This is a genomic window from Luteimonas sp. MC1828, assembly GCF_016461615.1.
GTDB lineage: Bacteria > Pseudomonadota > Gammaproteobacteria > Xanthomonadales > Xanthomonadaceae > Luteimonas.
Genome location: NZ_JAEMNY010000001.1, coordinates 1,467,735 through 1,491,000, shown reverse-complemented (window position 1 = coordinate 1,491,000; position 23,266 = coordinate 1,467,735). Strand labels below are relative to the sequence as shown.

Genomic DNA, 23,266 nt, shown 5'->3' with positions numbered 1-23,266 from the left:
GTCGCAGGCTGCGCGAGTGCACTCGCCACGCCGGGCCCGATCCGGCGTGGAAATGCTCCGCTACGGGTCGCTGCCGTGGGCCGCGTCGCCTGGTGTGTCCGACAGCGCGTCCGACAGCGCGGCGAGCCGCGCGGGCGTGCCGACATCGGTCCAGCGCCCGCGGTGGTGTTCGCCGCTCACCCCACCGCGTGCCATTGCGGCACGCAGCAGGGGCGCCATCTTGAAGCGCGGCGGCACGCTGTCGGCACCGGCCTCGTCGCCGATGGCGGCGCGCCAGTCGGCAAACAGGGAAGGCCGGTAAACGCCGATGCCGGCAAAGGTCAACGCGTGCCCGCCGCCGGCAACGAGCCGGCCGTCGCCGGCTAGCGTGAAGTCGCCACCCGGATGGTGCGCGGGGTTGTCGACCAGCACCAGGTGCGCCTCGCCCGAGGGTTCCGCAGGCAGGCGCGCGAAGTCGTGGTCGCACCAGATGTCGCCATTGACCGCAATGAACGGCGCGTCGCCCAGCAGCGGCAGCGCGTGCAGCATGCCGCCGCCGGTCTCCAGCGGCACCGCGCCCTCGTAGGCATACGCGATGCGCAGGCCCCACTGCGCACCGTCGCCGAGCATCTCGGGGAAGCGCGGCGCCAGCCACGAGGTATTGATGACGACGTCGCGCACGCCGGCGGCGGCCAGTTTTTCCAGGTGCCAGGCGACCAGCGGCTTGCCGCCGGCGGCGAGCAGCGGCTTGGGCGTGGTGTCGGTCAGCGGGCGCATGCGCTCGCCGAGGCCGGCGCACAGCAGCAGCGCCTTCATCGCGCGCTGCTCATGGCTGCACGGCGGCTGCCAGCGCCGGACGCACGTGGCGCTCGAGCACGCCCGCCAGCGGCGCGAGCTCCGGGTAGCGCGGAATGACCTCGTCGAGATAGGCGAGGAAGCGCGGCGCATCGGCGATGTACTTCGGCTTGGCATCGCGATGCTTCAGCCGCGCGAAGATGCCCAGGACCTTGAGATGCCGCTGTACGCCGATCAGGTCGGCATCGCGGCGGAACTGCGCGAGCGAGGCGGGCACCGGCACGCCGGCGGCGCGCGCGCGCGCGTGGTAATCGGCCAGCCATGCATCCACGCGCGTGGGCGGCCAGCTCAGGAACGCATCCTTGAACAGGCTGGTCGCGTCGTACGCCACCGGGCCTGCGACCGCGTCCTGGAAATCCAGCACCGCCGGCCCGTCCGCGACCGGCATCAGGTTGCGCGGCATGTAGTCGCGGTGCACCAGGACCTGCGGCTGCGCCAGCGCGCTGGCGATGAGCAGCGCGTAGATGCCGTCCAGCGCCCGGAGGTCGTTGTCGCCAAGTGCCGCGCCGAGATGGCGGGTCAGGAACCATTCGTCGAACAGCCGCAGCTCGCGCCGCAGCAGCGCTTCGTCGTAGCGCGGCAGCTCGTCGGGGACCGGGATCGCCTGCAGCTTGAGCAGCTGTTCAATGGCGGCGTCGAAGTGCGCGTCGGCATTGCCGGCGTCGACCACCTGCAGCAGGGTGTCCGCGCCGAGGTCCTCGAGCAGCAGGAAACCCTGCTCCGGGTCGCGTGCGAGCACCACCGGCACGCGCACGCCGCCGCCGACCAGCAGCGCCAGCACGCGCAGCCACGGCCGCACGTCTTCCTTGTCCGGCGGCGAGTCCATGACGATGGTGGTCGCGCCGTCGGCGCCGGTCGCGCGCCAGTAGCTGCGGAAGCCGGCATCGGTGGAGGCGCGTTCCAGGCGCAGGGCGGGATCGCCGCTGGCGGCGCGCGCCCAGGCCAGGCGCTGCGCTGCGCGGAGGTCGTCGGGATCGGGGGTCATGCGGGCTCGTGGAGGTCCAGGGCGGCGGGGCCCACAGGGTAAACTCCGCGCTTCCAGTCCGACAGCATGCGAATCGAGGCGAGATGACCCAGCTGCAACCCGTGCTCCTGTCCGGTGGTTCCGGGACGCGACTCTGGCCGCTGTCGCGCGAGGCCTATCCCAAGCAGTTCCTGGCCCTGGCCGGCGAGCACACCATGCTGCAGGACACCTGGCTGCGGGTCGCGCCGCTCGCCAGCCGCGCGCCGATCGTGGTCGCCAACGAGGAGCACCGCTTCCTGGCCGGCGAACAGCTGCGCCTGGTCGGCATGGCCGAGGCCGCGATCATGCTCGAGCCCATCGGGCGCAACACCGCGCCGGCGATCGCCGCCGCTGCGCTGCAGGCGAGCGAAGGCGGCGACGATCCGCTGCTGCTGGTCCTGCCTTCCGATCACGTGGTGCGCGATGCGGAGGCGTTCCGCGCCGCGGTGCAGGCCGCCATGCCGGCCGCCGAAGCCGGCGCGCTGGTCACCTTCGGCATCGTGCCCGAGGCACCGGAAACCGGCTTCGGCTACATCCAGGCCGAGGCCGGCGACGGCGTGCGCCAGGTGCGGCGCTTCGTCGAGAAACCCGACGCCGCCACCGCGCAGCAGTACCTGGACGCGGGCGGCTACTACTGGAACAGCGGCATGTTCCTGTTCCGCGCCTCGCGTTACCTGGAGGAACTGGGCCGTTTCCGCCCCGACATCCTCGCGGCCGTGCGCAAGGCGTTTGCCGGCGCCGCCCGTGACGGCGATTTCGTGCGCCTCGACAGGGAGGCGTTCGCGGCGAGTCCGTCGGATTCGATCGACTACGCGGTGTTCGAGAACACCGACCGCGCGATGGTGCTGCCGGTCGACATCGGCTGGAACGATGTCGGCTCGTGGTCGGCGCTGTGGCAGGTGAGCGAGCAGGATGCCGAAGGCAACGCCCACCATGGCGACGTCATCGCCGTCGACAGCCGCAACAGCTATGCCTATGCGCGGCGACTGGTGGCGCTGGTCGGCGTGGATGACCTGGTGGTGGTGGAGACCGACGACGCGGTGCTGGTGGCGCACAAGGACCGCGTGCAACAGGTCAAGGACGTGGTGGCCCTGCTCAAGGCGGAGCAACGCAGCCACGCCGTGCTGCACCGCGAGGTGCACCGCCCCTGGGGCAGCTACGACTCGATCGACCAGGACGCCGGTTTCCAGGTCAAGCGCATCAAGGTCAAGCCGGGCGGACGTCTGTCGCTGCAGTCGCATACGCGCCGCGCCGAGCACTGGATCGTGGTGCGCGGCACCGCGCGCGTGACCCGCGACAACGACGTGTTCGAACTGCACGCCAACCAGTCGACGTACATCCCGCTCGGTGCGAAGCACCGCCTCGAGAACCCGGGCACCGAGATGCTCGAGCTGATCGAAGTGCAGTCCGGCGACTACCTGGGCGAGGACGACATCGTCCGCTACGAGGATGTCTACGGGCGCTCATGAGCACGGCAAGCCAAGACCGCGACCTCGACCGCCTCGAGGCGGAGAGCCTGCACATCCTCCGCGAGGTTGCGGCCCAGTGCCGCAACCCGGTGATGATGTATTCGATCGGCAAGGACAGCTCGGTGCTGCTGCACCTGCTGCTGAAGGCGTTCGCGCCGGCGCGGCCGTCGATCCCGCTGCTGCACGTGGACACCACGTGGAAATTCCGCGAGATGATCGCGTTCCGCGACCGGCGCGCGGCCGAGACCGGCGTCGAGCTGCGCGTGCACGTGAACCCCGACGGCCTGCGCGAGGGCATCGGTCCGCAGAGCCATGGCGCCAGCCGCCACACCGAGGTGATGAAGACCCTCGCGCTCAAGCAGGCGCTGGCCGCCGGCGGCTATGACGCCGCGATCGGCGGCGCGCGGCGCGACGAGGAGAAGTCGCGCGCCAAGGAGCGCGTGTTCTCGTTCCGCGACGCCAACCAGCGCTGGGATCCGCGCCGCCAGCGCCCGGAGTTGTGGGACCTGTACAACGCCCGCGTCGGCCCGGGCGAGAGCATGCGCGTGTTCCCGCTGTCCAACTGGACCGAACTCGATGTGTGGCGCTACATCCGCCGCGAGGCGATCCCGGTGGTATCGCTGTACTTCGCCGCCGAGCGCCCGATCGTCGAGCGCGATGGCGCGCTGCTGATGGTCGACGACGAACGCTTCGCGCTGGCACCCGGCGAGCACGCGGTGTTGCGCCGCGTGCGCTTCCGCACGCTTGGTTGCTATCCGCTGACCGGCGCGGTGGAATCCGACGCCGGTGACCTGGACGCGATCATCGCCGAGATGGAGGCGGGCACGCAGTCCGAGCGGGCCGGGCGACTGATCGACCACGCCGACGGGGATTCGATGGAAAAGAAGAAGCGCGAGGGCTATTTCTGATGGCGCATGACGTCCTGCGCATCGTCGCCTGCGGCAGCGTCGACGACGGCAAGAGCACGCTCATCGGACGCCTGCTGGCGGAAGCGGGCCGCGTGCCCGACGACGAACGCGCCGCGCTTGCACGCGCCAGCGCGACCCACGGCACCCGCGGCGACGACATCGACTACGCGCTGTTGCTCGACGGACTGGACGCCGAGCGCGAGCAGGGCATCACCATCGATGTTGCCTGGCGGCACCTGGAGACCGCGCGTCGTCGATTCCTGATCGCCGACTGTCCGGGCCACGTGCAGTACACGCGCAACATGGCCACCGGCGCCTCGCGCGCGGACCTCGCCATCGTGCTGGTGGATGCCACGCGCGGGCTGCTGCCGCAGACCCTGCGCCACACCGCGATCGCCGGTCTGTTCGGAATCCGCCACGTGCTGCTGGCGGTCAACAAGATGGACCGCGTCGGCCACGACCGCGCGGTGTTCGAGGCGATCGCCGCCGCGTACCGCGCGCATGCGGCGAAGCTCGGGATCACCGGCGTCACCGCGATCCCGCTGGCCGCGGCGAGCGGCGAGAACGTCGCCACGCCAGCGGCCACCATGCCGTGGTACGACGGCCCCACGGTGCTCGAGCACCTGCACAACGTCGACGTGCCGCAGCGCGGCGCGCAGCTGCCGGCAAGGCTCCCCGTGCAGGTGGTGCTGCGCGGTCACGGTGGCGAACGCTGGCTCGCCGGCACGCTGGCGTCCGGCACGCTGCGGGTCGGTGACGCGCTGAGCGTCCAGCCCGCGGGCGTTGCGGCGACGGTGGCGGCGCTGCATCGCGCCGGCGTCGCGGCGACCGTCGCCCATGCCGGCGACGCCATCTCCGTGCGCCTGGCCGAGGATGTCGACGCCGCGCGTGGCGACGTGCTCAGCGCAGCCGCGGTGCCACTCGCGGTCAGCGACCAGTTCGGCGCCGACCTGCTGTGGTTCGATACGGCGCCGCTGCTGCCCGGCCGCCGCTACCTGATCAAGCTCGGCACCCGCGTGCTCGGCGCCCGCATCGGCGAGATCCGGCACCTGTCGGATCCGGAGTCGCTGCAGCCGCTGGCCGCCAAGCGCCTGCAGGCCAACGACATCGGCGAGGTGACTCTGTCGCTGGACGCGATGGCCGCCTTCGCGCCCTACGCCGAGGAGCCGGTGCTCGGCGCATTCGTGCTGGCCGACCCGCTCACAAACGCCACGGTCGGTGCCGGCATGATCCGCCATGGCCTGCGCCGCGCCGACAACATCCACTGGCAGCTGCTGGACGTGGACCGTGACGCGCGCGCCGCACTCAAGGGCCAGCATCCGCGCTGCGTGTGGTTCACAGGACTGTCTGGCGCCGGCAAGTCGACAATAGCCAACCTGGTGGAGCGCGGCCTGCTGGCGCGCGGCTGCCACACCTACCTGCTCGATGGCGACAACGTGCGCCATGGCCTCAACCGCAACCTCGGCTTCACCGACGAGGATCGGGTGGAGAACCTGCGTCGCGTGGCACACGTCGCCAAGCTGATGACCGATGCCGGCCTGATCGTGCTGGTGAGCTTCATCTCGCCGTTCCGCTCCGAGCGCCGCTCGGCGCGCGAACTGTTCGCCGAAGGCGAGTTCATCGAGGTGTTCGTGGACACGCCGATGGCCGAAGCCGAGCGTCGCGACGTCAAGGGCCTGTATGCCAAGGCGCGCCGCGGCGAGCTGCCGCACTTCACCGGCATCGACTCCGCCTACGAGCCGCCGGAGCACGCGGAGCTGGTGCTCGACACCATGGCCGAACCGCCCGAGCGCCTGGCCGAGCGGGTGATCGCGATGCTGCTGGACTGACATGAAAAAAGCCGGGCATGTGCCCGGCTTTCTTCTTCATGCCTGGGTGCGTGGCGTCAGCGCCTGCGGCGCCTGCCGTTGATGAATTCCGCGATGAACAGCAGCACCACCGCGCCGATCAGCGACGCGATGAAGCCGACCTTCTCGCCTTCGCCGTACCAGCCCAGCATGCGGCCGACCCAGCCGGCGAGCAGCGCGCCGACGATGCCCAGCACGATGGTCAGGATGATGCCGATGTTCTGCTTGCCGGGCTTGATCAGGCGCGCGAGCACGCCAACGACCAGTCCGACGAGGATGATCCAAAGCCAGCTGTCGCCGCCGAATACACCTTCCATGAGCTCCCCTTTACCTGGTGGATGAATGGCGAGCTTGGCAGGGCCGGCGGCGGTGCGCCAGCCCCGCCATGCGGGTGTCGTCCTGCCCTCAGCAGCAGCCGTGGTCGCCGTGGCGCGTGCCGCTGTCGGCGATGGCCGCGCCGCCGGTGGTCTCGCCACGCGCGCTGGCGGCCTGGTGTTCGGCGATCACCCGCGCGACGCAGGCGGTGACGCGCTTGCCCATCTCGATGTGCAGGAACTCGTTCGGGCCGTGGGCATTGGAGTGCGGGCCGAGCACGCCGGTGATCATGAACTGCGCCCCCGGGAACTTCTCGCCGAGCATGCCCATGAACGGGATCGAGCCGCCTTCGCCCATGTACATCGCCGGGCGCTTGAAGAAGGCCTGGCTGGCGGCATCGATCGCGCTTTCAAGCCACGGCGCCATCGCCGGTGCGTTCCAGCCGGTCGAGGCCTTCTCCAGGTCCAGGGTCACCTTGGCACCGTTCGGCGGATCGCGCAGCAGGGCCTCCTGCAGCAGTTCGCCGGCGCGCTTGCCGTCGAGCGTGGGCGGCAGGCGCAGCGAGAGCTTCACCGCGGTGTGCGGGCGCAGCACGTTGCCGGCCGAAGCCAGTGGCGGCATGCCGTCGACGCCGGTCACCGACAGCGCCGGGCGCCAGGTGCGGTTGAGCACGAGCTCGGTGAGGTCGTCGTTCATCGGCGTCATGCCGGGCAGGAACGGGAACTTGTCGAACACCGCGGTATCCAGCACCTCGGCGCACTTGCGCGCCTGCGCCAGGCGGTCGGCGGGGATGTCGGCGTGCAGGCCGTCGAGCAGGATGCGGCCGGTGTCCTCGTCCTCGATGCGCGACAGCAGCTGGCGCAGCAGCCGGAAGCTGGACGGCACCACGCCCGAGGCGTCGCCGGAGTGCACGCCTTCGTCCAGCACCTGGACCGAGAAGTTGCCGCCGGCCAGGCCGCGCAGCGAGGTGGTGCACCACAGCTGCTCGTAGTTGCCGCAGCCGGAATCCAGGCAGACCACCAGCGACGGCTTGCCGATGCGGTCGGCGAGATGATCGACGTACGCCGGCAGGTCGTAGCTGCCCGATTCCTCGCAGGCCTCGATCAGGATCACGCAGCGCGCATGCGGGATCTTCTGCTCGTGCAGCGCCAGGATCGCGGTCAGCGAACCATAGATCGCATAGCCGTCGTCGGCGCCGCCGCGGCCGTAGAGCTTGCCGTCGCGCAGCACCGGCTTCCACGGGCCGAGGTCGTCGTCCCAGCCGGTCATTTCAGGCTGCTTGTCGAGGTGGCCGTAGAGCAGCACGCAGTCGTCGGCATTGCCGCCGTTGGACGCCGGGATCTCGACGAAGATCAGCGGCGTGCGGCCTTCCAGGCGCACCACTTCGAGCTGCATGCCGGGGATGTCCTGGCGACGCGCCCAGCCTTCCATCAGCTTCACCGCATCGTCCATGAAACCGTTCTTCACCCAGTCGGTGTCGAACATCGGCGACTTGTTGGGGATGCGGATGTACTCGACGAGCTGCGGGACGATTTCGTCATCCCACTTGGCGGAGACATGGCGCTCGACGAGCGCGGGGTCGAACCTGCTGGCGTCCATTTCGGGCCTTGCGGTGGAAAACCACGATTCTACTCCCGCGCGCCGGGTGGGACTTTCCGCACGCATCGGCGGGCGGCCGCCCCGCAGCCGCGTGTGCCTCAGGGCGATGGGAACGCACGTCCGCGGCCCCCGACACTGCGGCTGCCGGTGCCAGGAAGGCCCGGCGGAACGGATTCCAACACCCAAGGAGAACGCCATGATCCTGCTGAAAAACGTGCTTGCCCCGGTCCTGCTGTCGTTGCTGCTGGCCGGCGGCGCCTTCGCAAGCGACAAGGTGAACATCAACACCGCCGACGCCGCCACCATCGAACGCGTGCTGGTCAACATCGGCATGGCCAAGGCCGAGGCCATCGTCGCCCACCGCAAGGCGCACGGCGCATTCAAGAGCGCCGACGAGCTCGCCAACGTCAAGGGCGTGGGCCTGAAGACCATCGAGAAGAACCGCGACCGCATCGTGGTGGGTGGCGGCGCCGCAGCCAAGCCGGCCGCCACGGCCGCCACGGCCGCCAAGCCTGCAGCTGCAGCCAGGCCCGTCGCAGCCAAGCCGGCGGCCGCGCAGCGCTGATCGGGGCGGCAAGGACTGCCCGCATCGCAGGGACGCGATGTGGCGGCGGCGGGGCACGCGTCACCCCGCCCGCAGGCGCGCTGCCTGCACGCGGTTCCGCCACCCGGCCGCAGGGACGCGCGCCGGGCGGCGGCCAGTGGCGGGCGCGGCGATTACACTGCGCGGATGCAGCCCCCAGCAGCGCACGCGTGGCATCTCCCCGCCAACGAGTACCGCCGTGTGCGCTGGCACAACGGCGCAGGCTGGACGCGCGAGATCCACGCCGCGGGGCGCGGTGGCGGCGAGGCATCCGAAGCATGGGACTGGCGGCTGTCGATCGCCGAGATCGCGGCCGACGGCGATTACTCGGTGTTTCCCGGCGTGGAGCGCGAGCAGGTGCTGCTGTCCGGCGACGGCCTGCAGCTGGCGTTCGACGGCAGCGACCCGGGTCCGCATGTGCTGTTGCCGCCGCATGGTCGCCTGCGCTTTTCCGGCGCGCGCGCGGCGCATTGCAGGCTGGTGGGCACCCGCGCTGAAGTCTTCAACCTGATGTGGCGCCCGAGCGCGGTGAGCGCGCAGCTGTGGCACCGGCCGCTGGTCGGCCCGATGGTGGTGTTCGTCGATCCCGGCAGCTGCTGGGCGGTCTACCTGATTGCCGGCCAGGCCACGGTGTCGGGCAGCGTGGCGTCCCCGCTGTGGCTGTCGATGGGCGACACGGTGCTGCTCGGCGCCGGCGCCCAGCGCGGCCGGCATGTGCTGGACGGTGGCGGCGAGGTGCTGCTGGTGCGGTTCGAGCCGCCAGCCGACGCTCAGTAGACGTCGCGGCGATAGCGTCCGTCGGCAAGCATGGCGTCCACGCCGGCGCTGCCGATGACCTCGCGCAACACGCCATCCACCCCGGGGGCCATGCCGCGCAGGCTGCCGCACACGTACACCGCTGCACCTTCGTCGACCCATGCGCGAAGCCGCGCCGCTTGTGCCTGCAGCGCATGCTGCACATAGCCGTCGTGCACGTCGGCGCGGCCGTCTTCCAGCGCGCCGGCGGGCAATACGGGCGCGGCGCCGTTGCTGGCGCGCGAGAACGCCAGGTCCAGGTGCGCCAGGTCACCGGCCTCGAGCCACGCGGCGATCTCCTCGCCGAAGTGGAAATCGCGATCGGCGTGGCGTTCGCCGAACAGAAGCCAGTTGCGTTGCGTGCCAGCTGCGATGCGCTCGGCGAGGTGCGCGCGCAGGCCGGCAATGCCGGTGCCGTTGCCGATCAGCAGCAGCGGCCGCGTCGTGTCGGGGCCGCGGAAGTTGCGGTTGGTGCGGATACGCAGCGCCACCGGGCCACCGATCGCGGCGTGGTCGCAGAGCCAGCCGCTGCCAACGCCCGGCGTGCCGTCGGCGCGCAGCATCCGCCGCAACAGCAGGCGCATGTCACCCTCTGCGGGGATCGAGGCGATCGAGTATTCGCGGTGCGGGAGTGGCTGCAGCAGTGCCGCCAACGCGGCGGCGTCGAGGCCGGCCACGTCGGCGGGCTCGGGCAGGTGCGAGCGGGACAGCAGGTCGGCAACCGAGGTGGTGTCGGCAGTGCCGGTGGTCCCGGTGGCATCCGCCGTGCCTGCGGTCGCGGAGGCGTGGACCTCGGCGGTCGGGTCGAGATCCAGCGCCGCCAGCAATGCCGCCACCTTCGCGGGCGGCTGGCGCGGCCCGACTTCGGCAATGTCACCCGCGCGCCACGACGGCGGTGCGCCGGCGCGCGGAGCGAGCCGCACTTCGTACACGCTCGCGCCGATGCTGCCGGGGTTGAGTTCGGCGCGCCCCGCCAGTGTCCAGGCCTGATACTCGACGGGCGACCAGTCCGGGAGTCCGGTGGCGTCCGCGGCGACGCCCAGGTGGTGCTGCCAGTGGCGCAGCGCGGCGGTATCGCCGTTGTCGACTTCCACCAGGTCGAACAGCGGGCTGGCGCCGGCGGCGCGCAGCCAGCGCTCCAGTTGGTGGCCGAAGCCGCAGTACTGGCGATAGCTGCGGTCGCCCAGCGCGAGCACGGCGTATTGGAGGCCGGGCAGGGCGGCCGCGCGCTGCATCACGTCGCGGACGAAGGCCAGCGCCGGGTCGGGCGGATCACCTTCACCCGTGGTGCTGGCGATGATCAGCACGCGCTGCGCGGCCGCGAGCATGGCCAGGTCCACCTGCGCGAGTCCACGCAGGCGCGCCCGCTGGCCGGCGCTGCGCAGCGCAGCGGCGGTGCGGGCAGCGAGCTCCTCCGCATATCCGGTCTGGCTGGCGTGCAGCACCAGCCAGTCGCTGTCGCCGGCGCTTGCCTCCGACGCGGCATCGGCTGCCTGGCGCGTGCGTGCCGTGCGTCGCGCGCGCCACAGGATGCCCGCCGTGGCGCCGACGTAGGCCACCGCCACGAGCACGGCCAGCCAGCCGCGTGCCGTGGGCGGCGCGGCGATCCACCAACGGTCGTCGTGAAGCGGCAGCAGCGCCAGTGCGATGCCGGCAAGCACGAACAGCGCGAGCCAGTTGCCGAGGCGGCCTCGGTCGCGTGTCGCGCCTTGCATTGCGCCCCGCGCGCTCACTGCGCTTGCACCGCAAGAAAGCTTGAGGTGGCGCGGACGCTTGCCGTGTTGCCGCCAGCTGCACCGGAGCCGCCGGCGTTGTCGCCACCACTGATGACGAAGCGCGCGGCGATGCCGCGTGCCGTGGCGAAGTCGAAGCCGGCGTCTGCACCCATGACCGTCAGCGCCGTCGCCCAGGCGTCGGCGTGCAGGGCGTCATCGGCCACCACGGTGACGGCAGCCGGTGCGTGCGCCACCGGCGCCCCGCTGCGTGGATCGATGCTGTGCGCGAACACGCGGCCGTCGTGGGCGAAGCGATGCCAGTGGTCGCCCGATGTGGCGACTGCGCGGCCGTCGAGCGCGAGCACGCAGGGAGGCAGGGCGTCGCGGTCGTCGTCGCAGTCGCCCTCGTCGGGCCAGGCTTCAACCAGCACGCGCCACGGGCGGCCATCGGGCTTGCGGCCATAGCCGTACAGTTCGCCGCCGACTTCGACCAGCGCCGCGGGCACACCCTGCGCGCACAGCCAAGCGGCCACCGCGTCCACGCCATGGCCCTTGGCGATGCCCGACAGGTCGAGCGCCACGCCGCCCGCCTGCAGCGCGCGCTGCCCGGTTTCATCCAGCACCACGCGTCGCCAGCCGACGCGCGTGCGCGCGGCAGCGACCGCGGCCGCATCCGGGATTCGGCCGGCGCCGCCCGACGGGCCGAAGCCCCACAGGTCGACCAGTGGCGCGACGGTCGGATCACAGGCGCCGTCGCTGGCTTCCGCCACGCGCAGTGATGCGCGGAGCACCTCGAAGAACGGCTGTGGCAGCGTTTGCCAGCTGCCGGCCGGCGCACGGTTGTAGCGGCATAGGTCCGAGTCGAATTCCCAGCTGCTCATCTGCGCCACCACCCGCTCCAGCGTCGCCTGGATGCCGGCGTGCAGGGGATGCAGGTCGGCACCGGCCGCCGCCGCCAGGCTGACCTGCCAGCGCGTGCCCATGCTCTCGCCACCCAGCGCGTGGACCACCAGGCCCGACGCGGGTGCGGCCACGGTGCCCGCCACCCTCATTACTGCGGCAGCACTTCCAGCGTGGCGACATACCCGAGGCGGCGCGCGCCGGCCTGCGGGAGGCTCGGTTTGTCGTCCTGCAGCGAGGTTTCCAGCCAGTACATGCCGGCCTGCGGCCAGGTGACCGCGAACTCGCCGTTGGCGTCGGTGGTCACCAGGATCTCTTCCTGCGCATTGCGGTAGCGCGTGCCGCCGCGGGTGATCTCGAACTCGATGCCGGCGGCCGGCTTGCCGTCGGCGAGCATGCGGAAGCGCGCCTCTTCACCGGCGAACAGGTCGTTGGGGTGGGTGATGGCGACGAGCTCGAGGCCTTCGTTCGACGGCTGCAGCGCGGTGTCGTTGGGCGAGCCGTTGGTGACGAAGGTTTCCACGCGGCTCACGGTCTGCGTCACCTTCAGCTCCGGGGCGTCCTTCGGTACTTCGGCGGCGAAGCTCGCGGCGTTGCCGCGCCAGCGCCTGGGCTTGCCGGCTTCCTGCCAGCTCGCGGTGAGGCCCGCGTTGACCACGGCGATGCGGTACGTGCCCTGCTGCGAGAGTTCCAGGTCGAACACGCTGCGGTACTTGCCGGTGGCCGGGTTCTGCGCCTGGGCGCGGCTGCCGTCAGGCGCGGTGATCGCGAGGTTTTCGGTGCGCAACGGCACGTGGTTGAAATGGAACAGGTCGTTGGAGACTGCGGCGTCGACGGTGATCCACGGGTTGGTGCCGGCGATCACCGTCTGCGACGGCTGCAGCCACGCCTTGTGGGCCTGGGCGGTGAGCGGCAGGGCGGCGGCGAGCGCGAGGGCAAGCGCGAGGGTGTTCTTCATCGGGACGGTCTCCGGGATGTCGGGAATGGGGTCGGGTGGCTCAGGGCTTGACGGCCAGCGCGACGGCGCCGAGTTCGCTCGTGCCCTGTGCCTTCCCGGACTGCGCCGACGTCGCCGGCCACTGGAAGGGAATCTTCAGCAGTTCGCGTCCGCCGACTTCGCGCGCCGCCTCGACCACCAGCGTGTAGCGGCCGGGCTTGAGCGCGGCTAGGCGCGGATCGCGCGCATCGACCTTGAGCGCGTGGCGGCCGGCGGGGCGCGTCGGTCCGGTCACGCCGTCCACCGGCACATCGAGCGTGCGGCCGGCCTTCCGCCACCACTGGCGCAGGTCGGGCAGCCACTTGGTGCCGTGGCCTTCGTCGGTGTCCTTCATCATGTACCAGGCCGCGAGCGTGGCCGCGGCCTTGCCATCGGCGCCTTCCACGAACACCGCGACATAGGGGCGGTGGTACTCGGCCACCCTGATCTGCGGGATCTCGATGTCGACGGTCATCTCCGCCGCGTGCAGCGGCATCGCGAGCAGGCCGCCGAGGGCGATGGTGAGGGTCATGCGCATGGGAAGGCCTCGTGCAATCGGGATCAGTGGATGAAGAGCAGCGCGAGCAGCACCGGGACCACGAGCCCCAGGCCGACCCATGGCCAGGTGTCGGGCCGCTGGCGCGCGTGCATCTGCAGCAGGAACAGGCCGGTGACCGTGAACACGATGCAGGCGATCGCGAATACGTCGATGAACCAGCCCCATGCGGGCCCGGCGTTGCGGCCCTTGTGCAGGTCGTTGAGGTAGGAGATCCAGCCGCGGTCGGTACGCTCGTACTCGACCTCGCCGCTGGCCTTGTCGATTGCAAGCCAGGCATCGCGGCCCGGGCCCGGCAGCGACAGGTAGACCTCGTCCGCAGACCATTCTGCTTCGCGGCCGGCGACCGGCATGTCGAGTTCATCGCCCAGCCACGCGGCGAGCCCGGCGGGCAATGCCGCCTTGCCGTCCTCCTGCGTGGCGAGCAGCGGCAAGAGCGTCGACGGCAGCGCCACCTGGCGGTTGTCCACCGTCGGGCTGCCCTCGATGCTGCCGGCGTGGTTGAGGGTGATGCCGGTGACCGCGAACAGCAGCATGCCGACCAGGCACGCCGCCGAACTGATCCAGTGCCACTGGTGCAGCGTGCGCAGCCAGAAACCGCGGCGCTGGGCGTGGGCGATGGAGCGTTCGGCGGGTGCGGTCATCGGCGGTCGCATCAGAAGCGGTAGTTCACCGACAGCCACAGGCTGCGGCGCTTTTCCTTGACCGCATAGTCGTCGACGCAGGTGTATTCGGCCTGGCTGGTGGCCAGCAGGCAGCTCTGCGAAACGAAGTCCTTGTCGGTCAGGTTGTTGATGCGCGCGTTGAAGGTGAGCGCATCGGTGGCCTTCCAGTTGGCGCCGAGGTGGAACACGGTGTAGTTGTCGTAATGGCGCACGGTGCGCTCGGCCACGCTGCTGACGCCGGGCAGCAGGGTGTCGCGGTAGCGGTCATAGCGGCCTTCGCCGATCAACGAGAGTGTCAGCGCGTCGGTTGCGCGCCAGCCCAGGTTGGCGTTGAGCATGTGCTCGGCCGGGTTGCCCGCGATCGGATTGCCGCGGTCGTCGCCGCTGGTCTGCTCGCTCCTGGTCCAGGTGTAGTTGCCGCGCAGCAGCCAGCGCTCGGACAGGTCCACGCGGCCCGCCAGTTCCACGCCGCGCGTCTCGGCGGACGCGATGTTGATCGACTGGCTGAAGGTGTTGTAGCCGAGCGCCGCCCAGCCGGGGCCGATGTCCACGCAGTAGCCGCCACCCGCAGGCGCCACTTCGCAGTTGGGGATGTTGTCGCCGCTGGCGATCTTGTCCTCGAAGCGGTTGAAGAACAGCGTGGCGTCGAAGCCGTAGCGGCCGGCGTCGTGGTACACGGCCAGTTCGTAGTTGCGGCTGGTCTCGGGCTGCAGGTCCGGGCTGCCCACGAACGGGCTCACGCCCTGGCCGCCGAAGCCGGTGATGCCGGGGAACAGCTGGTCCGGGCGCGGAGTCTTGTAACCGGTGCTCACGCCGCCCTTGACCGTCCAGCGCTCGTTGGCGGCCCACACCAGGTAGGCGCGCGGGCTGACCTGGCTGCCGAACATGTTGTGGCGGTCGTAGCGCACGCCCAGGGTGGCGGTGAGCCGGTCGGTCAGCGCCCAATTGTCCTCGGCGAACAGCGCCCACTGGCGATGGGTCTGGGTGGTGCCGTCGCGGAAGCCGGCGCCGTCCATGCCGAACACGCCGTCCTCCATGTCGGTGTCGTTGTACTGGCCGCCGACGGTGACCTGGTGGTCGCCGAAGCCCATGTCGAGGCGGGTGTCGAGCACGTGGCCGTCCAGCTCCATCACGCGCATCGGCCGCGGCAGGAACGCCTGGAGCCGCGCGCGCTCCCCGGCGGTCAGGCCGCTCGAGGCGATGCCCGCCGCGCCGGTGCCGTTGTTGCAGTACGCGGCCTGGGCGCGTCGCGCGCAGACATCGTTCCACAGGTCCTGCAGCTCGCCGCGCTCGGCGATGGTCAGCGGCAGTGAACGGCCGAGGTTGCTGGTGGTATGCCGCGTCAGGCTGGTCTGGCTGGTGCCGAACGCCCAGCGGCCGACGTGGGTCAGCGCGAGCTGGTCACGTTCGTAGCGCTGGTACGGCGTGTAGCCGACGCGCGGCTGCACCACGCGGCGGCTGCTGCCGTCGGCGAGCGTCGCGTTGCCGCTGCGCCACAGGCTGTCGATGCCGTCGAGCGTGCCGGTCTGGCCGCGGGTGTTGTCGTGCTTCTGGCGCGCGATGTCGTAGTCGAGCCACAGGTCGTGGTTTTCATTGGCGGTCAGCGACAGGCGGATGCCGGAGTTCCAGCTGGTGTTGGCGACCTGCTTGCCGCCGCCACCGAAGCCCAGGGTGCGCTCCCACAGGCTGCCGTCGGGCAGCGGCAGCGGATCCCATTCCGGCATCGATTCGTCGATGTCGTACCAGCTGCCGCGCACGGTGAGGCCCAGCACGTCCTTCACCAGCGGGCCGCTGAGGTACACGTCCGTGGTGCGCGCATCGCCGAACTCGTCCTCCTGCTGCAGGGTGAAGCCCTGGGTGAAGGAGCCGGTCCATTCCCGGCCGATGCGACGGGTGATGATGTTGATCACGCCCCCCATGGCGTCGGAGCCGTACAGCGTGGACATCGGCCCGCGGACCACTTCGATGCGGTCGATCGCGTCCAGCGGCGGCATGAAGCTGAACTGCCCGCCGCCGAAGTTGTTGGGGTACAGCTGGCCGACATTGCTCTGGCGGCGGCCGTCGATCAGCACCAGGGTGTACTCCGAGGGCAGGCCACGCATGCTGATGCTGCCCTGGCCGTTCTTGTCGGTGGTTTCCATGCCCACGTCGATGCCCTCGACGTCGCGCAGCGCGTCGACCAGCGTGGTGTAGGGGCGCGCGGCAAGCTCTTCGCGGGTGATCACGCTGATGCTGGCCGGCGCTTCGGTGAGCTTCTGCTCGAAGCCGGTCGCGGTCACCACGACGCGGTCGAGGTCCACCGGATCACCGACCGCGGCCGTTCCGGCGTACAGGGCTGGGGAGGAGAGGATGGCGGAGAGGGCGAGGGCGAGCGGGACAAGGCGCGGACGGGCGCGCGGGGAGGGCTGCGGTTGCATGGAGTCTCTGGAAGAGGGGCGGGTGCCGGAGGGCTCGCTTCGCTTGGCTGTCCGGTGGCCAGGTGGCCGCTTGCCCATCAATTGTAATGAGAACCATTCCCATGTCGCAACTGGTTCGCATTTGCAGGGCATCGACCAGTACGGCAGGCGGCGTGCGGCTCCGGCACGTGCCGCTTGTTGCCCGATGATCAGAACGCCAGGCGCAGGCCGACGTACCAGGCCCGCGGCGTGCCCGGGGTGATGTTGTTGTTGTTGTGGGCCGAAGCGAAGTGCTCGCGGTCGGTCAGGTTCTCGACGTTGAGCTGGAGCCGCAGGCGCTCGTTGACGGTGTAGAACGCCGCCGCATCCAGGCGCGTGTAGCCCGGCAGGACCACCGCGTTGTCCGCGGCCGCGTACATGTCGTCGCGGTACACCGCGCCCAGGCCGATGCCGAAGGCGGGTGTGAAGTCGTAGCGGTTCCAGAGCGACACGGTGTGGCGGGGCAGGTTGGCCAGGTCGCGGCCATCCACACGGTTCTCGCCGTCCTGCCAGGCGTAGCCGCCCATCACCTGCCAGCGTTCGGAGACGTTGCCGGCGATGCCCAGTTCGAGCCCCTCGCTGCGCTGGCCGTCCACCAGGATCGAAGTGGGGGCATCGGGATTGGTGACCGGGTCGTAGGCCGGGTTGGCGACCGCCACGTTGGTGCGGTCGAGGCGATAGGCGGCGGCAGTCAGCGCGAGGCCGGGACGGATATCCCACTTCACGCCCACCTCCTTGTTGCGGAACTCTTCCGGATCCAGGGCGCGGTTGTCGGCGTTGAGCGAGGACAGCTGGTCGCCCGAGCGCGGCACGTGGGTGACCGAATAGCTCGCGTACAGCGACACCGTTTCGGCGGGCTTGTAGACCAGGCCGGCGCGCGGCGACAGCAGGTTGTCCTCGGCACCGAGGCGCTCGCCATTGCGGTGGTTGCGCAGGTCCATCTCGAAGCGGTCCAGGCGCAAGCCAAGAATCGCCTGCCAGCGTGGCGAGAACTCGATCTGGTCCTGCAGGTAGAGCGCGGAGGCCTTGGCCACGCTGTGGTTGTCGGCATCGCTCGCGCTTTGCGCGAACCCGATGGGCCCGCGGTAGCGCGGGTCGTCCAAAGGCACGCAGAACGAACTGGTCACCGCCGGCGTCCCCGGCAGGCAGCTGCTGTTTGCCGGGAAGATGCCGGTCTGGCGGAAGGTGTCCGTTACCTGGCGACCGAGTTCGATGCCGGCCAGCAGTGCGTGGGTGGTGCCGCCGGCCTGGACGGTGAAGCCGAGGTCGGTGCGGTTGAAGAGGTTCTCGCGATCGGTGCGGTGGTTGTAGGCACCCAGCGAAACCAGGTCGCCGCGCAGGCTGCCGGGAAACACGTTCTGGTAGAACTTGTCGTACACCGCGTAGCGGGTGGCGTTGCGCAGCCAGGCACCGCCGGCGAAGTCGTGCTGCAGGACCGCATCGAAGGCGTTGACCCGCGCCCACACCGGGCTCAGCTCGGGACTGCCGAAGAACGTTTCCGGGTCGGTCGCCAGCGGCCGGCCACCGCGCGAGGGCACGCCGCGGTCGGCGACACGGTCGTCGCGGAAATGCTCGTAGCCGAACGTGGCGGTGGTGGCTTCGCCCAGGCGCAGGGCCAGGGTGGGGTTGATGCCGTAGCGCTCGACGGTCATGCCGTCGCGATAGCTGTCCGAGTCCTCGGCCATGGCCGTGACCCGGTACGCCGCGCCGTCGCCCAGCGCCTGGCCCTGGTCGATGGTGAAGCGGCTGCGGTTCCAGGAGCCGGCCTGCACCGTGAGCTCGTGGTGCTCGCCCCAGTCGGCCTTGCGGGTGACGCGGTTGAGGACGCCGCCGGACCCGCCGCGGCCGAAGATCATCGCGTTCGGGCCCTTGAGCGCTTCAACGCGTTCGATGTTGTAGACGTCGCGGATGTACTGCACGTCGTCGCGCAGCCCGTCCACGAAGAAGTCGCCGGTCGAGCTGTTGCCGCGCATCACCGTGGTGTCGCGGTTGCCCTCGCCCTGGGCCATGGTCACGCCGGGCAGGTAGCGGACGGTGTCGGCCAGCGAGTTCATGCCCTGGTCGAGCATCAGCTCGCGGGTGACGATGCTGATCGCCTGCGGCGTGTCGAGCAGCGGGGTGCTGGTGCGGGTGGCGCTGGTGGTCGCTTCGACTGCGTAGGGCGCAGGGCGCTCGCCATGCACCTCGATGCGGTCCAGGTCGGTGGGCGTGGACTGTGCCCCGGCGCCGCCGGAGGCGAGCACAGGAGGGGCGAGGGCGGCAAGAAGCGCGATGGCGAGGGGACGTGGGGGGAGCGACGGAAAGCGCATCAGAAGGGCTCGTCAAGGCGTGGGGCCGGACCGGATGCGAATGGTAATGAGAGTGATTGGCATTTGTAAACAATGGCGGCCAGGCCCCGGCCCGTCACGCGGATCTCAGTCCCGGTCGTCGCGGGTCCAGATCCCGTCGCCGTCCCGCTTCACCGGGAACTTGGCCACCGGTTCGTATGCCGGGGCGCACAGCGCGCGCCCGTCGCGGAGGTCGAACTTCGCGCCGTGCAGGACGCATTCGATGGTCGCCTCGCCGGCGTCGAGCGTGCCTGCGGACAGCTCGAAGTCCTCGTGGCTGCACTGGTCCTCCAGCGCGTACAGCTCGCCATCCAGATTCACCACCAGGATCGGCGTGCCGGTCACCTCGTCGAACACGGTGTGCATTTCGCCGGGCAGCAGCGCGCCGGTGGCGCAGACAAACGTCCAGGTGTCGGTCACAGCGCCTTCTCCAGGTATTCGAAGCGCAGGTCATCGCGCCGGGGGATGCCGAACAGGGTGTCGCCGTACGGGAACGGGCTGTGCTCGCCGGTGCGCCGATAGCCGCGGCGTTCGTACCACGCGATCAGCTCGTCGCGGGCGTCGATCACCGTCATCCGCATTGTCGCCAGGCCCCAGCGCTCGCGCGCGATGCGCTCGCATTCGGCCAGCAGCGCGCGGCCGATGCCGCCGCCCTGCTGCCGCGGATCGACCGCGAACATGCCGAAGTAGCCGCGACCGTCGTCGTCGGCGACGTGCGCGCAGGCGAGCAGCCGGCCCGCATGTTCGGCCAGCACGACCTGGCTGCGCGCGCGGGCGATGTCGCCGCGCAGCACGCCGGCGTCGATGCGCTCGCCATCGAGCAGGTCGGCCTCGGTGGTCCAGCCGGCGCGGCTGGCGTCACCGCGGTAGGCGGAGGTCACCAGCGCGACGAGGGCATCGACGTCGTCGTCGGTGGCGGGGCGGAAGCGGAGGGCGGGCGTGTTGGTGTCCATGCCGGCATTTTGGCAGCACCGCCTGTCCGTCGGCGCGCGGGCACGCTCAGGCCAGCAGGCGGCGGACCTTGCCGAGCGCGGCCACGAAGGCCTCGATCTCGTCGTGCGTGTTGTAGAACGCCAGCGAGGCGCGGCAGGTGGCGGTGACGCCCAGCCACTGCAGCAGCGGATGCGCGCAGTGCTGGCCTGAGCGGATCGCAACGCCCTGGAGGTCGAGCAGGGTGGCCAGGTCATGGGCATGCACGCCATCGACCACGAACGACACCACCGCGGCCTTGCCCGGCGCGGCGCCGAGGATGCGCAGGCCGTCTACCTTGCGCAGTTCTTCGTTGAAGTGGGCCAGCAACTCCTGCTCGCGCGCTTCCACGTTGGCCATGCCGAGCGCGTCCAGATAGTCCACCGCCGCGCCGAGGCCGATGAAGCCGGCGATGTTGGGCGTGCCGGCCTCGAACCTGCGCGGCGGGTCGGCGAACACCGTGCCGTCCAGGCGCACCTCGGTGATCATCTCGCCGCCGCCGAGGAACGGCGGCATGGCTGCCAGGTGCTCGCGGCGCGCCCACAGCGCGCCGGTGCCGGTCGGCCCGCACATCTTGTGGCCGGTGAAGGCGTAGAAATCGCAGCCGATCGCGGCGATGTCGACCGGACGGTGCGGCAAGGCCTGCGAGCCGTCGACCACGGTGGTGATGCCGCGGCGCCGCGCTTCGCGGCAGATCCCGGCCACCGGGTTCACGGTGCCCAGCACGTTGCTGACGTGGGTAACGGCCAGCAGCTTCACCGCACCGGTCATCTTGTCGCGCAGCATGTCGAGGTCGAGGCTGCCGTCGGGCAGCAGCTCCACGACCTCGATGCGCGCGCCGGTGCGCTGCGCCACCAGCTGCCAAGGCACGATGTTGGCGTGGTGCTCCATGCGCGTGAGCAGGATCACGTCACCCGGCCCCAGCCGCGGCAGCGCCCACGAATACGCCACCAGGTTGATCGCGAACGTGGTGCCGCTGCACAGCACCAGGTCGTCGGGGCGCACGTTGGTGAAGCGCGCGATCCTGCGCCGCGCGCCTTCATAGGCCTCGGTCGCCTCGCTGCCGAGCTGGTGCACGGCGCGGCTGACGTTGGCGTTGTGGTGGCGGTAGAACGCGTCGACCGCGTCGATCACCGCGGCCGGCTTCTGACCGGTGTTTGCAGAGTCGAAGTACACCAGCGGCTTGCCGTGCACTTCGCGCGCGAGCAGCGGGAAATCGGCGCGTACCGCCGCCCAGTCAACCGCGTCCGCCGCAAGCGCCTGCGCGGCGGGGCCAGGATGGGGATGCAGCTGGCCCGGACCGTTCATGCCAGCGCCTGGGACTGCACCGCGCGGTCCAGCACCGCCTCCAGCAGCGTGCGCAGCGCGGGCGTGGTCACCACGGCCAGCAGCGGCTCGCGCACGAACGCGGCCGTCAGCAGGGCGCGCGCCTCGGGCTCGGCCAGGCCGCGCGAACGCAGGTAGAACATCGCGTCGGGATCGAGCTGGCCGACGGTGGCGCCGTGCGCAGCCTGGACCTCTTCGGCGTGGATCACCAGCACCGGCTGGGTGTCGATCTCGGCGGTGTCGGACAGCAGCAGGTTCTTGTTCGACAGGCGCGCATCGCTGCCGTCGGCGCCTTCGCGGATCTCGATGCCGCCATGGAACACGGAGCGGCCCCGGCCCGCCGCCATGCCGCGCCAGCCGAGCTGGCTGCGCGTGTCGCGGGCGATGTGCTGGATGCCCAGGCGGGTGTCGAGGTGGCGGCGGGCGGAGGCCAGCATCACGCCGTTGGCGACCAGTTCGGCGTTCTCGCCTTCCAGGCGCACGTTGAGCTCGTGTCGCGACAGGCCGGCGCCGAGCTCGAGGTCGAGGCGGCGATAGGTGGCATCGCGTGCGAGGACCGCGTCGGTCCGGGTGAACAGCGTGGCCCGCGGCGCCTCGTCCTGGATGCGCGCGTGGCGCAGCACCGCGCCAGTGGCGACGTGCACGTGGCTCAGCGTATTGCCGAGGTGGGCGTGCTCGCTGCTGGCGATGTGGTGTTCGATCACCGTTGCGCTGGCGCCGCGGCGCAGCTCGATGAAGTGGCGCGAATGCCAGGCCACGTCGCCCCCGGCCGGCGCGCCCACGAACACCAGGTGCACCGGCAGCGGGATCGCGACGCCCTCGGCCACGCGCAACACCGCGCCGTCGTCGGCGAGCGCGGCGTTGAGGCGCGCGAAGACCTCGTCGGCGCGCGCGTAGGCCTTGTCGAGGAAGTTGCTTTCGCGCGGGTCGGGGTCGGCGAGTGCGGCGGACAGCGGCAGCAGCCGCGCGCCTTCAGGCAATCCGGTCAGGTCCGAATCCGCGGCGAGGTAGCGGCCGTTGGCGAACACCAGCCGCGGCGCCGGGATGTCGGCGAACAGCGCGGGGTCGATCGCGTCGTGGAGCAGCGGTGCCGGCGAGAAGCTGCGGCGCTCGAGCGCGCGCAGCGAGGTGTACTTCCAGGCTTCGCTGCGCGCGCCCGGCAGGCCGTCGCGCAGCGCGGCATCGAGCGCCGCGCGACGCGTGGCCGCGCCGCTGAAGCCGGCGGCAAGCGAGTCGAGCAGTGCGGCCATCAGGCGACGGCCTCCGGCGCCACGCGGTCCTTGATCCACTCGTAGCCCTGGGCTTCGAGCTGCAGCGCCAGTTCCGGGCCGCCGCTCTGCACGATGCGGCCGTCGGCGAGCACGTGCACCACGTCCGGCTTGATGTAATCGAGCAGGCGCTGGTAGTGGGTGATCACCAGGAACGCGCGATCCGGCGAGCGCAGCGCGTTGACGCCGTCGGCGACCTGGCGCAGCGCATCGATGTCCAGGCCGGAGTCGGTCTCGTCCAGGATCGCCAGCTTCGGCTGCAGCACCGCCATCTGGAAGATCTCGTTGCGCTTCTTCTCGCCGCCGCTGAAGCCCTCGTTGACGCCGCGGTGCAGCAGCTGGTCGTCGAGGTGCAGCACGCCAAGCTTCTCGCGCACCACCTTCAGGAACTGCATCGAGTCCAGCTCCTGCTCGCCGCGCGCCTTGCGCTGCGCGTTGAGCGCGCTGCGCAGGAAGTAGGTGTTGTTTACGCCGGGGATTTCCACCGGGTACTGGAACGCGAGGAACACGCCGGCGGCGGCGCGCGCCTCGGGCTCCAGCGCGAGCAGGTCGGCGCCTTCGAATTCGACCGCGCCCTCGGTGACGTCATAGCCGTCGCGGCCGGCGACGATGTTGCCGAGCGTCGACTTGCCGGCGCCGTTGGGCCCCATGATGGCGTGCACTTCGCCGGGCTTCACTTCGAGCGAGAGGCCCTTGAGGATTTCGCGGCCGCCGGGGATGGCGGCGTGGAGGTTGGTGATCTTGAGCATGTATGTGGTCCGGTGTGGGAGGTTCGC

General features: G+C 70.7%; 21 protein-coding genes. 5 read left to right on the top strand and 16 right to left on the bottom strand.

The genetic code is table 11. The features are described 5' to 3' along the window. Window positions 1-60 precede the first annotated feature (60 nt). Together murU and JHB91_RS06795 are read right to left on the bottom strand one after the other, a co-directional pair. A complete protein-coding gene (gene murU / locus JHB91_RS06800; RefSeq protein ID WP_199472199.1) occupies window positions 61-795 on the bottom strand; it encodes an N-acetylmuramate alpha-1-phosphate uridylyltransferase MurU in 735 nt (244 codons plus the stop codon). 10 nt (window positions 796-805) lie between these two features. Further along, the gene (locus JHB91_RS06795; RefSeq protein WP_199472198.1) at window positions 806-1,819 is read right to left on the bottom strand and encodes a phosphotransferase; all 1,014 of its coding nucleotides are present in this window, start codon (window positions 1,817-1,819) and stop codon (window positions 806-808) included. A gap of 83 nt (window positions 1,820-1,902) precedes the next feature. On the opposite strand from JHB91_RS06795, the gene JHB91_RS06790 reads away from it, so the two are divergent. Genes JHB91_RS06790 through cysC form a run of 3 tightly spaced genes read left to right on the top strand, consistent with a single transcriptional unit; the run spans window position 1,903 to window position 6,043 of the window. Next, window positions 1,903-3,306, top strand: a complete 1,404-nt coding sequence (locus JHB91_RS06790) for a mannose-1-phosphate guanylyltransferase/mannose-6-phosphate isomerase (protein ID WP_199375084.1) — start codon at window positions 1,903-1,905, stop codon at window positions 3,304-3,306. After that, window positions 3,303-4,214 carry a sulfate adenylyltransferase subunit CysD gene (gene cysD, locus JHB91_RS06785; protein ID WP_199375085.1) on the top strand — a complete coding sequence of 304 codons (912 nt, stop codon included), beginning with the start codon at window positions 3,303-3,305 and terminating at the stop codon, window positions 4,212-4,214. Before JHB91_RS06790 ends, cysD begins: the two co-directional genes overlap by 4 nt. Next, window positions 4,214-6,043, top strand: coding sequence for an adenylyl-sulfate kinase (cysC, locus tag JHB91_RS06780; RefSeq protein WP_199472197.1), 1,830 nt, complete (start codon window positions 4,214-4,216; stop codon window positions 6,041-6,043). The genes cysD and cysC overlap by 1 nt, the downstream gene beginning before the upstream one ends. Window positions 6,044-6,099: 56 nt before the next feature. On the opposite strand, the gene JHB91_RS06775 is transcribed toward cysC, so the two are convergent. Beyond that, the gene (locus JHB91_RS06775) at window positions 6,100-6,378 is read right to left on the bottom strand and encodes a GlsB/YeaQ/YmgE family stress response membrane protein (protein ID WP_199375087.1); all 279 of its coding nucleotides are present in this window, start codon (window positions 6,376-6,378) and stop codon (window positions 6,100-6,102) included. An 88-nt stretch (window positions 6,379-6,466) separates the two neighbouring features. Next, on the bottom strand, window positions 6,467-7,975 hold the full coding sequence (locus JHB91_RS06770) for a M20 family metallopeptidase (RefSeq protein WP_199375088.1): 1,509 nt from the start codon (window positions 7,973-7,975) through the stop codon (window positions 6,467-6,469). Between the two features lie 196 nt (window positions 7,976-8,171). On the opposite strand from JHB91_RS06770, the gene JHB91_RS06765 reads away from it, so the two are divergent. After that, entirely contained in the window at window positions 8,172-8,540 is a 369-nt protein-coding gene (locus tag JHB91_RS06765; RefSeq protein WP_199472196.1) for a ComEA family DNA-binding protein, read from the top strand. Window positions 8,541-8,705: 165 nt separating this feature from the next. After that, the gene (locus JHB91_RS06760; RefSeq protein ID WP_199472195.1) at window positions 8,706-9,335 is read left to right on the top strand and encodes a HutD family protein; all 630 of its coding nucleotides are present in this window, start codon (window positions 8,706-8,708) and stop codon (window positions 9,333-9,335) included. Here the strand turns inward: JHB91_RS06760 and JHB91_RS06755 are convergent. From JHB91_RS06755 to sufC, 12 genes are all read right to left on the bottom strand, one after another. Then, window positions 9,329-11,068, bottom strand: coding sequence for a flavodoxin domain-containing protein (locus JHB91_RS06755; protein ID WP_199472194.1), 1,740 nt, complete (start codon window positions 11,066-11,068; stop codon window positions 9,329-9,331). The genes JHB91_RS06760 and JHB91_RS06755 overlap by 7 nt on opposite strands. A 14-nt stretch (window positions 11,069-11,082) precedes the next feature. After that, window positions 11,083-12,051 carry an FAD:protein FMN transferase gene (locus JHB91_RS06750; protein WP_199472679.1) on the bottom strand — a complete coding sequence of 323 codons (969 nt, stop codon included), beginning with the start codon at window positions 12,049-12,051 and terminating at the stop codon, window positions 11,083-11,085. Between the two features lie 68 nt (window positions 12,052-12,119). Next, window positions 12,120-12,926, bottom strand: coding sequence for a DUF4198 domain-containing protein (locus tag JHB91_RS06745; protein WP_199472193.1), 807 nt, complete (start codon window positions 12,924-12,926; stop codon window positions 12,120-12,122). A gap of 40 nt (window positions 12,927-12,966) precedes the next feature. After that, a complete protein-coding gene (locus tag JHB91_RS06740; protein WP_199472192.1) occupies window positions 12,967-13,482 on the bottom strand; it encodes a DUF2271 domain-containing protein in 516 nt (171 codons plus the stop codon). A 23-nt stretch (window positions 13,483-13,505) separates the two neighbouring features. Further along, window positions 13,506-14,144 (bottom strand): PepSY-associated TM helix domain-containing protein, encoded by a 639-nt coding sequence (locus JHB91_RS06735; RefSeq protein ID WP_199472191.1) that lies wholly within the window; start codon window positions 14,142-14,144, stop codon window positions 13,506-13,508. A gap of 11 nt (window positions 14,145-14,155) precedes the next feature. Continuing rightward, window positions 14,156-16,582, bottom strand: coding sequence for a TonB-dependent receptor (locus JHB91_RS06730; RefSeq protein ID WP_199472190.1), 2,427 nt, complete (start codon window positions 16,580-16,582; stop codon window positions 14,156-14,158). Window positions 16,583-16,770: 188 nt separating this feature from the next. Further along, window positions 16,771-18,843 (bottom strand): TonB-dependent siderophore receptor, encoded by a 2,073-nt coding sequence (locus JHB91_RS06725; RefSeq protein ID WP_343225063.1) that lies wholly within the window; start codon window positions 18,841-18,843, stop codon window positions 16,771-16,773. Window positions 18,844-19,014: 171 nt separating this feature from the next. Further along, complete coding sequence (locus JHB91_RS06720; protein ID WP_199375098.1) at window positions 19,015-19,347, bottom strand: non-heme iron oxygenase ferredoxin subunit; 333 nt, start codon at window positions 19,345-19,347, stop codon at window positions 19,015-19,017. Continuing rightward, a complete protein-coding gene (locus tag JHB91_RS06715) occupies window positions 19,344-19,880 on the bottom strand; it encodes a GNAT family N-acetyltransferase (RefSeq protein ID WP_199472188.1) in 537 nt (178 codons plus the stop codon). Before JHB91_RS06715 ends, JHB91_RS06720 begins: the two co-directional genes overlap by 4 nt. A gap of 46 nt (window positions 19,881-19,926) precedes the next feature. Then, window positions 19,927-21,204: a cysteine desulfurase gene (locus JHB91_RS06710; protein WP_199472187.1), complete on the bottom strand. Its 1,278-nt coding sequence runs from the start codon at window positions 21,202-21,204 to the stop codon at window positions 19,927-19,929. Further along, window positions 21,201-22,472, bottom strand: a complete 1,272-nt coding sequence (sufD, locus tag JHB91_RS06705; RefSeq protein ID WP_199375101.1) for a Fe-S cluster assembly protein SufD — start codon at window positions 22,470-22,472, stop codon at window positions 21,201-21,203. Before sufD ends, JHB91_RS06710 begins: the two co-directional genes overlap by 4 nt. Further along, on the bottom strand, window positions 22,472-23,239 hold the full coding sequence (sufC, locus tag JHB91_RS06700; protein ID WP_199375102.1) for a Fe-S cluster assembly ATPase SufC: 768 nt from the start codon (window positions 23,237-23,239) through the stop codon (window positions 22,472-22,474). Before sufC ends, sufD begins: the two co-directional genes overlap by 1 nt. Between the last annotated feature and the right edge of the window lie 27 nt (window positions 23,240-23,266).

Coding starts and splice junctions, on each gene's coding strand:
- JHB91_RS06740 (WP_199472192.1), bottom strand. CDS start 13,482: ATGCGCATGACCCTCACCATCGCCCTCGGCGGCCTGCTCGCGATGCCG.
- JHB91_RS06765 (WP_199472196.1), top strand. CDS start 8,172: ATGATCCTGCTGAAAAACGTGCTTGCCCCGGTCCTGCTGTCGTTGCTG.
- cysD (WP_199375085.1), top strand. CDS start 3,303: ATGAGCACGGCAAGCCAAGACCGCGACCTCGACCGCCTCGAGGCGGAG.
- JHB91_RS06710 (WP_199472187.1), bottom strand. CDS start 21,204: ATGAACGGTCCGGGCCAGCTGCATCCCCATCCTGGCCCCGCCGCGCAG.
- JHB91_RS06745 (WP_199472193.1), bottom strand. CDS start 12,926: ATGAAGAACACCCTCGCGCTTGCCCTCGCGCTCGCCGCCGCCCTGCCG.
- JHB91_RS06770 (WP_199375088.1), bottom strand. CDS start 7,975: ATGGACGCCAGCAGGTTCGACCCCGCGCTCGTCGAGCGCCATGTCTCC.
- murU (WP_199472199.1), bottom strand. CDS start 795: ATGAAGGCGCTGCTGCTGTGCGCCGGCCTCGGCGAGCGCATGCGCCCG.
- cysC (WP_199472197.1), top strand. CDS start 4,214: ATGGCGCATGACGTCCTGCGCATCGTCGCCTGCGGCAGCGTCGACGAC.
- JHB91_RS06760 (WP_199472195.1), top strand. CDS start 8,706: ATGCAGCCCCCAGCAGCGCACGCGTGGCATCTCCCCGCCAACGAGTAC.
- JHB91_RS06730 (WP_199472190.1), bottom strand. CDS start 16,582: ATGCAACCGCAGCCCTCCCCGCGCGCCCGTCCGCGCCTTGTCCCGCTC.
- JHB91_RS06790 (WP_199375084.1), top strand. CDS start 1,903: ATGACCCAGCTGCAACCCGTGCTCCTGTCCGGTGGTTCCGGGACGCGA.
- JHB91_RS06735 (WP_199472191.1), bottom strand. CDS start 14,144: ATGACCGCACCCGCCGAACGCTCCATCGCCCACGCCCAGCGCCGCGGT.
- JHB91_RS06755 (WP_199472194.1), bottom strand. CDS start 11,068: ATGCAAGGCGCGACACGCGACCGAGGCCGCCTCGGCAACTGGCTCGCG.
- JHB91_RS06715 (WP_199472188.1), bottom strand. CDS start 19,880: ATGGACACCAACACGCCCGCCCTCCGCTTCCGCCCCGCCACCGACGAC.
- sufC (WP_199375102.1), bottom strand. CDS start 23,239: ATGCTCAAGATCACCAACCTCCACGCCGCCATCCCCGGCGGCCGCGAA.
- JHB91_RS06795 (WP_199472198.1), bottom strand. CDS start 1,819: ATGACCCCCGATCCCGACGACCTCCGCGCAGCGCAGCGCCTGGCCTGG.
- JHB91_RS06775 (WP_199375087.1), bottom strand. CDS start 6,378: ATGGAAGGTGTATTCGGCGGCGACAGCTGGCTTTGGATCATCCTCGTC.
- JHB91_RS06750 (WP_199472679.1), bottom strand. CDS start 12,051: ATGGGCACGCGCTGGCAGGTCAGCCTGGCGGCGGCGGCCGGTGCCGAC.
- sufD (WP_199375101.1), bottom strand. CDS start 22,472: ATGGCCGCACTGCTCGACTCGCTTGCCGCCGGCTTCAGCGGCGCGGCC.